We start from the raw sequence: 13,813 nt of genomic DNA, 5'->3' as shown, positions 1-13,813 counted from the left end.
CTGCCCGGCAGCGCGATGCCGAGCGTTCCTCCCAGCTCGTAGGAAGCCGCGCATGGGGATGCCCCGGATCGGCCCGATGGTGATCGTCGCCGTCGGCGATGCCCTGTCCTTCTGGCTGTTGTCCATATCCCTTCAACGTTTCCCCATCTCGCTCGTCTATTCGGTCTGGGCGGGGTCCGGCATGGCCGGTGCCGCCATCGGCGGCTGGTGGCTGTTCGGCGAAGCCCTGGCCCCGTCGGCGCTGCTCGGCATCGCCGTCATCGTTCTGGGTGTCGTCATCCTGTCAGGCGCCATGGAGCCGTCCACGGCTTGATCCCCGCAGCGCAACCGCTCACGACCACCCTTCACAAATCGATCGCCTGTCGCCGTTATGGAGTGCTCTGCAAACTGAGCCTCCTCCGGATCGGTGAACACCTCTGTTAGGCTCCCGCTGGGAGCGGAGAGCTGGACATGACGACGTCCCGGCGCCTTTTCACGGACGAGTTCAAACGGGAGGCCGTGGCCCCGCTGGAAAGCAGTGGGCGGCCCCTGGAGCACATTGCCAAGGAGTTGGGCATCCAGCCGTCGATGCCGCGCACATGGCGACGGCGCGTATCCGGACCGGGGGGCCGGCGATCAACCGGCGGAGAGCGCGCGCTTGAGGCGCGAACTGGATCGCGTCCGCAAGGGGCGGGACATACTAAAAAAAAGCCGTGAGCATTCTTTCGGAGCCTCTGAAATGAGGCTCCGGATCATTGAGGACTGCCGTGAGGAATGAATTCAGAGCGTTCTACATGCCAGTTCTGTTCGCGTGACAATGCCATCCAGACAGTTACAGCAAGCTCCACCCTTGCTGAGGCGCGGTGTCCAGCATCTGAGCGGACTGGACGGTGGTGCCGTTCATGCTCCACAGAGACAGCGCCCCACTGCTCTGCGAGCGCCACAGGATGTCGGTCTGGCCGTCCCCGGTGAAGTCGTCGAGCTTGGCGATCCGCCAGTCCGTGGAGCCGGGGTCGCCGACGGGCTGGACCTTGAAGACGTCCTTGCCGTGCATCTCCCACAGCGACATCGTGCCGCTGCTCTGCGAGCGCCACAGCAGGTCGGTCTGGCCGTCGCCGGTGAAGTCCGCCGCCCCGGCCAGCTGCCAGTCCAGCGAGCCGGGGTCGCCCACCGCGTTCACCGCCGTCACGCTGGTGCCGTTCATCGTCCACAGCGACATGTTGCCCTGCGAGGCCGAGCGCCACAGGATGTCCGGCCGGCCGTCGCCGGAGAAGTCCTCCACCGCGGCGATCTGCCAGTCGGTGGACCCCGGATCGCCGACCGCGCTGACCGCGGCCACGCTGGTGCCGTTCATCGTCCACAGCGACATGTTGCCCTGCGAGGCCGAGCGCCACAGGATGTCGGTCTGGCCGTCGCCGGTGAAGTCCTGGGTGGCCGCCACCTGCCAGTCGGTCGAGCCGGGATCGCCGACCGCGCTGACCGCCGCCACGCCGCCCTGGCCGTCCATCGTCCACAGCGACATGATGCCCGCCGACTGCGAGCGCCACAGGATGTCCGCCTTGCCGTCGCTGGAGAAGTCCTTGAAGCCGGCCGGCCGCCAGTCGGTCGAGCCGGCGTCGCCCATGAAGGTCGCCGTCGCCTGCGCCCCGTTCATCGACCACAGCGTCAGGCCGCCCTGCGCGTTCTGCCACACCACATCCGCCCGACCGTTCCCGTCAAAGTCAAGGCGTGGCGCGGCAGCAGCCGGGACCGTGATTGCCCCGTTGCTGAAGACAAGAGTCTCAATGCCGGTCAGGGTGTCGGTACCGTAGACACCCCGCAGATCACGCACCGTGATGCTGGCACCGGTGCGGGTGATCTCATAGTCGGAATCGAGCCCGAGGAAAAATGCCCTATCCTCTCCGGCCCCGCCGTCCAGCGTATCGTTGCCCAAACCACCGGTAAGCCAGTCATTGCCATCACCGCCGATCAGCACATCGGAGTTGTAGCCGCTGGGCAGAGACGCGTACTCACCCGCCGTCCACAAGATGCCGCCGTCATAATCGCCATAGAGGCTGTCGTCTCCGGCACCGCCGTCCAGCGTGTCATTGCCATCACCACCGGTGAGCCAGTCATCGCCATCGCCACCGATCAGCGAATCGTAGCTTTCGCCGCCGGACAGAAAGTCGTTGCCACCCCCACCCCACAAGGTGTCGTCATTATAATAGCCGTAGAGGGTGTCGGCACCGGAACCACCGATCAGTACGTCGTAGCCGAAGCCACCATCAAGGGAATCATCGCCATCGCCACCGTTCAACTCGTCATCGCCCTCGCCACCATAGAGTGTGTCCTTGCCGTTGCTGCCGTTCAGGGTGTCGTTGCCGTAGCCGCCGCCAAGGCTCTTGCCTCCATCACCGACGTAGAGAGAATCGGGACCTGAGGTTCCGTATTGGTCGAAGGCGACCAGGACTCCTGATCCGGGCCGGTCCTCCACAAGGTTGAGCCAACCCGCCAGGGTCAGCGTAGCGTCGGCCGTGCCATTTCCATCGGCATCACTGGTGATGACGGTGTTCTGCCCCTGCACCTCAAAGCGTATCTGGGCCTGCCCGACGCCGGCGAAGGCTGCATTTCCAATGAATTCCACATTGTAGTAGGTCCATAGGAAGATCTCATCTCCCGCTGAGAAATCCGCGATGTAATCATTCACAAGGGAACTAATGCCTCGGTTGTATACATAGCTGTCGTTTCCGGTGCCGCCATAGAAGATGCTGTGCCCATTGCTGATGTCAAACCAGTCGTCGCCGGCACCACCTTGAATGTAGTTGTTTCCGCTGCCGCCTATTAAATGATCATCGCCATCGCCACCGTAAATAGTGTCATCACCGTTGCCGCCTGCCAGTTGATCGATGCCAATTCCGCCATACAGAACATCGTTCCCATTTCCGCCGTCGAGAGTATCATCCCCATCCTCACCATAAAGGACATCATTGCCATTCTGTCCATGGAGGTAGTCATTTCCATTTCCTCCATAGAGGGCATCATTACCATCATCGGCCCAGTAGAAATCGCCTCCGTAAATGAAATCGTTTCCATCCCCGCCATAGACGGTGTCGTCTCCTCCGGCCGAATAGACAGAGTCGTTTCCAGCACCGGCAATAACTATTTCCGCGGCAGCTCCCAATGTGTAGTCATGTTTTACTCCTCCGGAGTAGTAATAATAAGAATTGCTGTCATTGTTGGGCGTTCCAAAAACAACGACAAAATCACCAGACCCGTTTCCGACATCCACAGGGAGCGCTGTTGGCGAGTAATGCACGGTGTAGATCGCCGTCTGCGCGCCCAGGCTGACGTTGGTGGTGTGATCGTAGAGGTAGAGCGGGTCGGAAGACAGGCCGCCATCGGGAAATTCGGCGTCAATCAGCGGGCCGCCGGTGGCCGGCCAATTGAAGTCATACCCCACCACATCGCCCGAAAAAGCCAGATCGCCGGCCTTCAAGGTCAAGGCCGCGTTGGCGACGATGCCGGTCTGATTGCGCAGGACGCCGGTCAGCGAATAGGTCGCGGTGACCGTCAGATCCCCCGATCCGGTTGTCGGCGTGGAAAACAGGAATTTGCTGCCCAGTTGGCCGGTCTGGCGCTCCCCGGTCGAGGACACCATATCGACCAGCACCGCGGTGGGGGTGAAGGTGAAGCTTTGCGCCTCGCTGAGCCGGGCTTCCGCGTCGACATCCAGGATGGTGTAGTCGAGTGCCAGCGAACCGGCCGTGCTGTTCCAGGAATAATCGCCCTCCAGCGCATCGCCGGGGATGCCGAACAACCGTTGTGCGATGTCGTCGAGGTCGAGGCCGAGGGTCAGGAACGGATCGCCGGTCCCGCTGCTGTGCAGGCTCGGCAGCGTGCCGGACGACGACGCGCCGCTGCCTGTGGTGCTCAGGGAAGACGGCACCGAAAGTGAAGCCTCGAGCGGCCCGAGCCGGGCGTCGAGGCTCGGATTGCCCATCGTGAGATCGACGAGGCGGATGGGATCGGTGCCGATCTGCGCCAGGACGATGTCTTCGAAGGTGACCGGCTCCACCAGTGGCGGATGATAGGCGATATCCGTCACCGACGCCGAGACATCGAAGAGGAAATCCAGCGTCGCCCCGAAGGTTTCTCCACCGGGGCCGACGCTCGACAGCATCGAGTTGCCCACCATCCAGGAGGAGGTGTCGATGATGAACCAGTCCCCGCTCCGGACCTCCTCCGGCAGCGTGGCATCGACGGTGATCGGGTAGGCGATATCGACGCTGCCGGTCTCCGCCCACATATGCCCGATCAGCCCGACCTCGGCATTCAGGTTGACCGTTGCCGACAGGCCATTCCAGGAATACGTCGTGGCGCTGTTGTGCTGCCAGTAAAGGTCGTCCCAGACCGTATTGAACGATAGGGAAGACCCCTCACCCCACATGTTCAGATCATCAGCCAGGAATGAAAGCTGGTTTGAAATCACTGACATAGGATGCACAACCTCTATCTAGGAAAATTGGCTTTTTGATGGAGAATGGCCGGTTCGATCAACCGAATTGGTGAACTCTGGTTCGAAGATACTCTAAACCAGCTCAGTTTTGTAACAAAATCCAATCTCAAGTAGATCATGAGCGGCGACATCAACTTAAAGAACTGACGCGGTGGCGTTCTGGCCGTTGAGAGGGGAATGGCTGCACCCCACGCACCCGACCCCCTTTGAACCATGATTGAACCGTTGCTCCCGCCGGGGCCGCCGAAGCCGACAGGCAGGCGGTCCCGGCGGGACACTGTCCGCCACCGGACCGTTCGCTCGAAGGGGGTGCTGTCACAAGGAACCGCCAAGCTGATGGTCTTCAAGCTGATCACCGCCGCGAAACCATGGCGCCGCCCGCAGGGGGAGCAAGTTGCCCAAGGTCATCCAGGGCGTCACATCCCGTAACGGCATTGAGCCCACGGAAACCGCCTCACAGGACGCAGCCTGACCAGACCGTCACCCAGTTTCCCGCATAGTTCGTTCGAGCACGCCCAAGACGCGGTACGAGACCATCGACGGTGCCCGTGGACGGATGGAGAACCGGATCGAGGCGCATAAACTGCATCTCGCCTCCGACCGGACGTCCTGCAGCAAGGCAACCGCCAACCAGTTCCGGCTGCTCATCCACACCGCCGCCTACTCGCTACTCAAACCTTGCGCGGCTTGGCACCGAAGACGTCGTTCTGGCGCGACGCGCAGCGGCCTGCCCGCGCTGGAGGAAGCGGTGAAGAAGAGCCGGCAGCGCCCCGCGGCCGGACCCCGGCGTCACAGGATCGGGCCGGGCACCGACAGGAAGCCGTCCATGGCCAACGCGATCCCCCCCATGGGAACGGCGTCCGGGCCGAGTGGTGAGACCACAAGCCGCAGGTCGCGGCGCAACGGTTCCAGCGCGTGCTCGTCGAGGGCGGCGTTCAGAGTCGGCAGAACGAACTCCGCGACGATCGACAGGTTGCCGCCCAGAACCACCAACTCCGGATTGGTCAGGTTGACCATGTGGGACAGCGCGACGCCGAGGTGCGAACCGGCTGCCTCCAGCAAAGCCCGCACCACCGGGTCGCCGTCACGCGCCGCGGCGGCGGCGGCCCAGAGGTCGGGCAGGGCACGCCCCCGTTCGCCCGCCTGGGCGAGGATCGAGGTTTCGGAGACGTAGGTCTCCAGGCACCCCCGCTTGCCGCAGCCGCAGGGACGCCCGCCCGGCACCACGGTCAGATGCCCGATCTCCCCGGCGAAGCCCTGCGCGCCGCGGTACAGCCGCCCGCCGAGGAACAGCCCGCCGCCGACGCCCGAATGGCCGGTCAGATAGACGAAGTCCTCGACCCCCCGGCAGGCGCCGAACAGCCGCTCCGCCATGGCGGCGGCCTTGGTGTCGTTGTCGACATGGACCGGCGCGCCCAGCGCCTCCTCCAGCAGCGGACGGATCGGCGTGTCGCGCCAGCCAAGGTTGGGCGCCAGGACGAGCCGGCCCTCGCGGTCCATCAGCGCCGGAATGCCGATGCCGATGCCGCGCAAGGGCGGCGGTGCCGCTCCGCCCTCGGGCCGGCTCGCCGCGACGACCGCATCGATCCCCTCGTGCAGGTGGCGCAGCGCCGTGGCGAGATCGGTGCTGCCGGGGATCTGCGACTGCTCGACCACCGCGCCGGCCAGCGTGGTGGAGACGATGCGGATCGTTCCCGGCTCCAGCCGGGCGCCCACCAGCAGCCCGGCCGACGGAGCGATGCCGAGCGCGGTTTCCGGCCGCCCGATGCGGCGGGCGCGCGGCGCCTCGCTCCGCTCGACCAGCCCCTCCTCGATCATCTGAGCCACGATGGCCGAGGTCGTCGCCTTGTCCAGGCCGGTCAGCCGGCTGAGGTCGCGCTGCGCACAGCGCGGGTTCTCCCGCAGCGCGTGGAAGACGCGAACCATGTTGAGGCGGCGGATCGCGGCCGAGTTGACCCTTGGCAGCATGCGGATTCCTGTCTCGCGCGTCGGGCGGCAATCGTCGGGCGCCGGGCGGGGCATACACCGAAAAGGTGGGGGACGTCGCCCCGACATGGCTTGACGCGGGCTGATTCGAATCATACGCTTCCATTTGTTAGACCGTCTATCTAATTCGCGGCCACACGAGAAGCCGCAATCCAGGGAGGGGGCGACCCCATGGCCGAGCCGCTTTTGGCAGCGTTCGGCGTCACGAAGAGCTTTGGGCCCGTCGAGGTCCTCCATGGGGTGGATTTCACCGTCCAGCGCGGTGAGGTGCACGCCCTGGTCGGCGAGAACGGGGCCGGCAAATCGACGCTGATGAAGATCCTGTCCGGCTTTCACCAGCCGACCTCGGGCGCCGTGCGCGTAGATGGGCGCCCGATGAGCTTTTCCGGCATCGGCACCGCCGAGGCGGCGGGCGTCGTGCTGATCCACCAGGAATTCAACCTCGCCGAACATCTGACGGTCGAGGAGAACATCTTTCTCGGGCGCGAGCTGCGGCGCGGCCCTTTCCTCGACAAGCGCGCCATGCGCGAGCGGTCCCGCGCCGTCCTGGCGGAGCTGGAATGCCCGGTGGACCCGCGCACAAGGGTGCGCGACCTCGCCGTGTCGGAGCGGCAGATGGTCGAGATCGCCAAGGCGATGTCGCGCGAGGTCCGCGTCCTCATCATGGACGAGCCCACGGCGGTGCTGACCGGTACCGAATCCGCCGTGCTGTTCGGCCTGATCCGCCGGCTGCGCGACCAGGGGGTGGGGATCGTCTACACCTCCCACAAGCTGGACGAGGTGCGGGCCATCACCGACCGGGTCACCGTTCTGCGCGACGGCCACCACATCGCCACCCGCCCGACCGCCGAATTGACGGAGGACGGCATCGCCCAGTTGATGGTCGGGCGGGCGATCAGCGACCTGTTCCCGTCCAAGACGCCGCCGGCGCCGGACGCGCCCGTGGTGCTGGAGGCGCTGGGGATCGACGTTCCCGGCTGGGTGCGGGGCGCCGGCTTCGACCTGCGCCGCGGTGAGATCCTGGGCTTCGCCGGGCTGATCGGCGCCGGGCGGACCGAGCTGGCCGAGGGGCTGCTCGGCCTGCGCCGCCGCACCGCCGGCACGCTGTCCCGCAACGGGGAGCCGCTGCGCGTCCGCCGCCTGGAGGACGCGGTGGCCGCCGGCATCGCCTACCTGACCGAGGACCGCAAGGGCAAGGGCCTGCTGCTCGCCAAGGGCTTGCAGCCGAACCTGACGCTGCTGGCGCTGGACCGCTACGGCCGGGTCTTCGTCGACGAGCGGCGGGAGGCCGCGGCGCTGGAGCGCGCGGTGACGGAGTTCGACATCCGCGTCCGGACGCTGGACGTGCCGGTCGGCAGCCTGAGCGGCGGCAACCAGCAGAAGCTGCTTTTGGCCAAGACCATGCAGGTCGATCCGGAAATCCTGATCGTGGACGAGCCGACGCGCGGCATCGACATCGGGACCAAGCAGCAGATCTACCAGTTCCTGCACGAGTTCGCCCGCCGGGGCGGGTCGGTGATCCTCATCTCCTCGGAAATGCCCGAGATCATCGGGCTGTCGCACCGGGTGGTGGTCATGCGCTCCGGCGTGGTGACCGGCATCCTGGAGGATGACGAGGTCGAGGAGGGCGAGATCGTCCGCTACGCCACCGGCCTGAAGGGCCGCACGGTCGATGGTCTGAAGGGCTTCACATCAAAAGGAGACGCGCATGACGCCGTCGGTCATGCCTGAGGCCGCGCGGAAGCCCTCCTCCGGCTTCGATCTGAAACTCTACGGGCCGTTCCTGGCGCTGGCCGCGCTGATCGTGCTGGGCACCATCGTCAACCCGGTGTTCCTCAGCCCGGGCAACATCGGCAACGTGCTGACCCGCACCGCCTTCATCGGCATCATCGCGGTCGGGGCCACCTTCGTCATTACCGCCGGCGGGATCGACCTGTCGGTCGGCTCGCTGGCGGCCTTCGCGTCGGGCGTCATGATCGTGGTGATGAACGCGCTGGTCGGCTCCATGGGCGCCGGACTGCCGGTCATCCTGGTCGGCGTCCTGGTGGCGCTGGGGCTCGGGTTGGCGGCGGGGCTGGTCAACGGGCTGCTGGTGACCAAGGGGAGGATGGAGGCGTTCATCGTCACGCTGGGGACGATGGGCATCTTCCGATCCCTGGTCACCTACATCGCCGACGGCGGCACGCTGTCGCTGAATTCGGAGATCCGCACGATCTACCGGCCCGTCTATTACGGCGGCGTCTTCGGCATCTCCTACCCGATCCTGGCCTTCGCGGTGGTGGCGCTGATCGGCGCGCTGATCATGTACCGCACGCGCTTCGGCCGCTACTGCGCCGCCATCGGCTCCAGCGAGGACGTGGCGCGCTATTCGGCGATCAACGTGGACCGGGTCAAGCTGCTGGCCTTCGTGCTGCAAGGCATCTGCGTCGCCATCGCGGTGGTGATCTACGTGCCGCGGCTGGGATCGGCCTCGGCCACCACGGGCCTGCTGTGGGAGCTGGAGGCCATCGCCGCCGTCATCATCGGCGGCACCATGCTGAAGGGCGGCTACGGCCGCATCTGGGGCACGGTGGTGGGCGCCGTGATGCTCACGCTGATCGACAACATCCTCAACCTGACCGGCGCCATCAGCGTCTACCTGAACGGCACCATCCAGGGGGTGATCATCATCGTCGCGGTGCTCCTGCAACGGGGAACCGCGGCGCGTCGCTGAAATAATACGAAGAGGGAGGAATCGACCATGACGTTCCGTTTCGGTCTGGCCGCGGCGCTGGCCGCGGGCCTGATGGTGGCGCCGGTCGCCGGCTGGGCGCAGCAGAAGATCAAGATGGGCGTGTCCATCCCCGCCGCGACGCACGGCTGGGCCGGCGGCCTCAACTGGCACGCCCAGCAGGCCGAGAAGCGGCTGGAGAAGCAGTACCCGAACCTCGACGTGGTGATCGTCACCGCCCGCGACGTCGGGCGTCAGGCCAACGACCTGGAGGATCTGGTCTCGGTGCAGCGGATCGACGCGCTGGTCATCCTGCCCTTCGAATCCGCGCCGATGACCGACCCCGTGCGCGCCGTCAAGCAGGCCGGCAAGTTCGTCACGGTGGTGGACCGCGGCCTGACCGACCCGTCCATCCAGGACCTCTACGTCGCCGGCAACAACCCGCAGATGGGCGAGGTCTCCGCCCGGTTCATGAAGGAGAAGATGGGCGGCAAGGGCGACATCGTGGTGCTGCGCGGCATCCCGACCGTGATCGACAACCAGCGCGTCGACGCCTTCATGAAGGAGATCGAGGGCACCCAGATCAAGGTGCTGGGCATGCAGTACGCCAACTGGAACCGCGATGACGGCTTCAAGGTGATGCAGGACTTCCTGTCCCGCTTCCCGAAGATCGACGCGGTGTGGGCGCAGGACGACGACATCGCGCTCGGCGTCATCGAGGCGGTCAAGCAGGCCGGCCGCGAGAAGGAGATGTTCATCCTCGGCGGCGCCGGCATGAAGGACATGATCAAGCGCGTCATGGACAAGGACGTGCTGGTCCCCGCCGACGTCCTCTACCCGCCCGCGATGATCGCCGAGGCCATGGAGATCACCGCCAAGCATCTGGTGGAGAAGGCGCCGATCCAGAAGGAATACATCATCGAGGCGACGCTGGTGACCCCGGAGAACGCCGCGAAATACTACTACCCGGACTCGCCGTTCTAAGTGCGACTGCCCCCTCCCTAAACCCTCCCCCGCCTTCGGCGGTGGAGGGGACACCCGCACACTCATGGGGAGACCCACCATGAAGACGATCAAGGGGCCGGCGATCTTCCTCGCGCAATTCGCGGGGGACGCGGCGCCGTTCAACAGCCTTCCGGCCATCAGCGCCTGGGCCGCCGGGCTGGGCTTCAAGGGCGTGCAGATCCCGTCCTGGGACGGCCGCCTGTTCGACCTCGCCCAGGCCGCCGAGAGCAAAGGCTACTGCGACGAGGTGAAGGGCGTGCTGGCCGAGGCCGGCGTGCAGATCACCGAGCTGTCCACCCATCTCCAGGGGCAGCTCGTCGCCGTGCACCCGGCCTATGACGAGGCGTTCGACGGCTTCGCGGCACCGGAGGTGCGCGGCAACCCGAAGGCCCGCCAGGAATGGGCGGTCAACCAGCTGCTGATGGCGGCCAAGGCGTCGGCGAACCTCGGGCTGACGGCGCACGTCACCTTCTCCGGCGCGCTGGCCTGGCCCTACGTCTACCCCTGGCCGCAGCGCCCGGCGGGGCTGATCGAAACGGCCTTCGACGAGCTGGCGCGGCGCTGGCGGCCGATCCTCGACGCCTTCGACGCGGCGGGGGTGGACCTCTGCTATGAGATCCATCCCGGCGAGGACCTGTTCGACGGAGCCACCTTCGAGATGTTCCTGGAGCGCGTCGGCAACCACCCGCGCTGCAACATCCTCTACGACCCCAGCCACTTCGTGCTGCAGCAGCTCGACTATCTCGGCTACATCGACGTCTATCACGAGCGGATCAGGATGTTCCACGTCAAGGACGCGGAGTTCAACCCGTCCCCGCGCCAGGGCGTCTATTCCGGCTACCAGCCCTGGATCGACCGGGCCGGGCGCTTCCGCTCGCTCGGCGATGGGCAGGTCGATTTCGGCGGCATCTTCTCCAAGCTGACCCAGTACGGCTTCGACGGCTGGGCGGTGCTGGAGTGGGAATGCGCCATGAAGCACCCCGAGCAGGGGGCCGCCGAAGGCGCGCAATTCATCGACGCGCACATCATCCGAGTGACCGAGAAGGCCTTCGACGACTTCGCCGGGGCCGGCACCGACGAAGCGGCCAACCGGCGCATGCTCGGCATCGGCTGAGCGGGAGGGAAGCATGACCATCGAAGGGAAGACGGCCTCCGGGCCGAACCGCCGGCTGCGCCTGGGCATGGTCGGCGGCGGACGGGGCGCCTTCATCGGAGCGGTGCACCGCATCGCCGCCCGCCTCGACGACCGTTACGAGCTGCGGGCCGGGGCGCTCTCCTCCGATCCCGAGCGGGCGCGGGCCAGCGGCGCCGACCTGTTCCTGCCGCCGGAGCGCTGCTACGCCAGCTTCGCGGAGATGGCGCGGGCCGAGGCGGCGCGCGACGACGGGATCGACGTGGTCAGCATCGTCACGCCCAACCACCTGCACCACGACGCCGCCAAGGCGTTCCTGGAGGCGGGCATCCACGTCATCTGCGACAAGCCGCTGACCACCACGGTGGAGGACGCGGAGGATCTGGCGGCGGCGGTGGAGCGCAGCGGCCTCGTCTTCGCGCTGACCCACAACTACACCGGCTACCCGATGGTGCGGCAGGCCCGCGCCATGGTGGCGGCCGGCGATCTCGGCGCCCTCCGCGTCGTTCAGGTCGAATACCCGCAGGACTGGCTGAGCACCCGGCTGGAGGAGAGCGGGCAGAAACAGGCGGAATGGCGGACCGACCCGGCGCGCAGCGGCATCGCCGGCTGCGTCGGCGACATCGGCACCCACGCCTTCCAACTGGCGGAGTTCGTCACCGGCCTGCGCTGCACGCGGGTCGCCGCCGACCTGACCGCCTTCGTGGAGGGGCGCCGGCTCGACGACAACGCGCACATGATGCTGCGCTTCGGCAACGGCGCGCGCGGCATGCTGTGGGCCAGCCAGGTGGCGCCCGGCCACGAGAACGGGCTGCGCCTGCGCGTCTACGGCGACAAGGGCGGGCTGGAGTGGTTCCAGGAGCAGCCGAACCACCTGCGCTACAGCCCGCTCGGCGAGCCGCCGCGCACCATCACCCGCGGCGGCCCCGGATCGGACGGAGCGGCGGCGCACGCCACGCGCATCCCGTCGGGCCATCCCGAAGGCTATCTGGAAGGCTTCGCCCAGATCTACCGCGACGCCGCCGACCTGATCGTCGCCCGCATGGGCGGTGCCGCCGCCGGTGCACCGGCCGCCCTTGTCCCCACCGTCCGGGACGGCGTACGCGGCGTGCGCTTCATCCACGCCGCCGTGGAATCGAGCCGCCGGGACGCCGCCTGGGTCGAGCTTTGAAAGGATTTGTCATGACCGAAGCCTATTTCACCGGCGTCGAGCGCATCCGCTACGAGGGGCCGGACAGCGACACCCCGCTCGCCTACCGCTGGTACGACCCCGACCGCATGGTCCTGGGCAAGCGCATGGCCGATCACCTGCGCGTCGCCGTCTGCTACTGGCACAGCTTCTGCTGGCCCGGCTCCGATCCCTTCGGCGGCGGCACGCTGGACCGGCCCTGGATGGGCAGCGGCGATCCGGTGGCGCTGGCCGAGGCGAAGATGGACGTGGCATTCGAGCTGTTCGAAAAGCTCGGCGCGCCCTTCTTCACCTTCCACGACCGCGACGTTGCGCCCGAGATGGGCTCGCTGCGGGAAACCCAGGCCACCTTCGCCCGCCTGACCGAGCGGCTGCAGGGCTGCATCGAGCGCAGCGGCGTGAAGCTGCTGTGGGGCACCGCCAACCTGTTCTCGCACCCCCGCTACATGGCCGGCGCGGCCACCAACCCCGACCCGGAGGTCTTCGCCTGCGCCGCGGCGCAGGTGCGCGACGCGCTGGAGGCGACGCACCGGCTGGGCGGCGTCAATTACGTGCTGTGGGGCGGGCGCGAGGGCTACGACACGCTGCTCAACACCGACATGGCGCGCGAGCTCGACCAGCTCGGCCGTTTCCTGACGATGGTGGTCGAGCACAAGCACAGGATCGGCTTCACCGGCACCATCCTGATCGAGCCCAAGCCCATGGAGCCGACCAAGCACCAGTACGACCACGACGTGGCGACGGTCTACGGCTTCCTGAAGCGCTACGGGCTGGAGAAGGAGGTCGCCGTCAACATCGAGGTCAACCACGCCACGCTGGCCGGCCACAGCTTCGAGCACGAGGTGGCGACGGCGCTGGCGCTGGGCGTCTTCGGCTCCATCGACATGAACCGGGGCGACCCGCAGAACGGCTGGGACACCGACCAGTTCCCCAACGACCATGTGGAACTGGCTCTGCCCATGGCGCGCATCCTGGAGGCCGGCGGATTCACCAACGGCGGCTTCAACTTCGACGCCAAGATCCGGCGCCAGAGCGTCGAGCCCGACGACCTGCTGCACGCCCATGTCGGCGGCATCGACACGCTGGCCCGCGCGCTGCTCGCCGGGGCGCGCCTCGTCGAGGACGGCCGGCTGCGAGACTTGCGCGCGGAGCGCTACGCCGGCTGGAAGGGCGATCTCGGGCAAAGGCTCCTCGGCGGGCTGGATTTGGCCGGCGCGGCGGACGCCGGCCTCGGCCTCGATCCCCGGCCACGCTCGGGCCGGCAGGAGATGCTGGAAAATCTGGTGAACCGTCTCGTTCTGAGGCCGCCGGCTGATT

8 protein-coding genes and 4 pseudogenes are annotated in these 13,813 nt (G+C 66.8%); 10 read left to right on the top strand and 2 right to left on the bottom strand.

From position 1 onward, the window contains the following. Positions 1-52 precede the first annotated feature (52 nt). The gene (locus ACWPN5_RS30405) at positions 53-313 is read left to right on the top strand and encodes a DMT family transporter (RefSeq protein WP_492299270.1); all 261 of its coding nucleotides are present in this window, start codon (positions 53-55) and stop codon (positions 311-313) included. A gap of 137 nt (positions 314-450) precedes the next feature. Continuing rightward, a pseudogene (locus ACWPN5_RS30400) lies at positions 451-739 on the top strand (transposase); the annotation flags it as partial. A gap of 72 nt (positions 740-811) precedes the next feature. On the opposite strand, the gene ACWPN5_RS30395 reads toward ACWPN5_RS30400, so the two are convergent. Beyond that, a complete protein-coding gene (locus tag ACWPN5_RS30395) occupies positions 812-4,453 on the bottom strand; it encodes an FG-GAP-like repeat-containing protein (protein WP_492299268.1) in 3,642 nt (1,213 codons plus the stop codon). 297 nt (positions 4,454-4,750) lie between these two features. Here ACWPN5_RS30395 and ACWPN5_RS30390 point away from each other — a divergent pair. Next, positions 4,751-4,946, top strand: a pseudogene (locus tag ACWPN5_RS30390) (IS256 family transposase); the annotation flags it as partial. A gap of 69 nt (positions 4,947-5,015) precedes the next feature. Beyond that, positions 5,016-5,197: pseudogene (locus ACWPN5_RS30385) on the top strand (transposase); the annotation flags it as partial. A 66-nt stretch (positions 5,198-5,263) separates the two neighbouring features. On the opposite strand, the gene ACWPN5_RS30380 reads toward ACWPN5_RS30385, so the two are convergent. Continuing rightward, a complete protein-coding gene (locus ACWPN5_RS30380; RefSeq protein WP_492299267.1) occupies positions 5,264-6,442 on the bottom strand; it encodes an ROK family protein in 1,179 nt (392 codons plus the stop codon). 189 nt (positions 6,443-6,631) lie between these two features. Here ACWPN5_RS30380 and ACWPN5_RS30375 point away from each other — a divergent pair, with 189 nt between their 5' ends. The 6 genes and pseudogenes from ACWPN5_RS30375 to xylA form a co-directional block, all read left to right on the top strand. Further along, a complete protein-coding gene (locus ACWPN5_RS30375) occupies positions 6,632-8,191 on the top strand; it encodes a sugar ABC transporter ATP-binding protein (RefSeq protein ID WP_492299265.1) in 1,560 nt (519 codons plus the stop codon). Next, positions 8,169-9,173, top strand: a complete 1,005-nt coding sequence (locus tag ACWPN5_RS30370) for an ABC transporter permease (RefSeq protein ID WP_186466083.1) — start codon at positions 8,169-8,171, stop codon at positions 9,171-9,173. Before ACWPN5_RS30375 ends, ACWPN5_RS30370 begins: the two co-directional genes overlap by 23 nt. Before the next feature lie 27 nt (positions 9,174-9,200). Continuing rightward, positions 9,201-10,154, top strand: a complete 954-nt coding sequence (locus tag ACWPN5_RS30365) for a substrate-binding domain-containing protein (protein WP_035681887.1) — start codon at positions 9,201-9,203, stop codon at positions 10,152-10,154. 79 nt (positions 10,155-10,233) lie between these two features. Beyond that, positions 10,234-11,289 (top strand): sugar phosphate isomerase/epimerase family protein, encoded by a 1,056-nt coding sequence (locus tag ACWPN5_RS30360; protein ID WP_492299263.1) that lies wholly within the window; start codon positions 10,234-10,236, stop codon positions 11,287-11,289. A gap of 13 nt (positions 11,290-11,302) precedes the next feature. After that, positions 11,303-12,478: a Gfo/Idh/MocA family protein gene (locus tag ACWPN5_RS30355; RefSeq protein WP_492299261.1), complete on the top strand. Its 1,176-nt coding sequence runs from the start codon at positions 11,303-11,305 to the stop codon at positions 12,476-12,478. An 11-nt stretch (positions 12,479-12,489) separates the two neighbouring features. Next, positions 12,490-13,779 (top strand): annotated as a pseudogene (gene xylA, locus ACWPN5_RS30350) (xylose isomerase); the annotation flags it as partial. Between the last annotated feature and the right edge of the window lie 34 nt (positions 13,780-13,813).

It is taken from the genome of Azospirillum sp. UENF 211521 (genome assembly GCF_058780535.1).
This window is presented reverse-complemented; position numbering and strand designations above follow the sequence as displayed.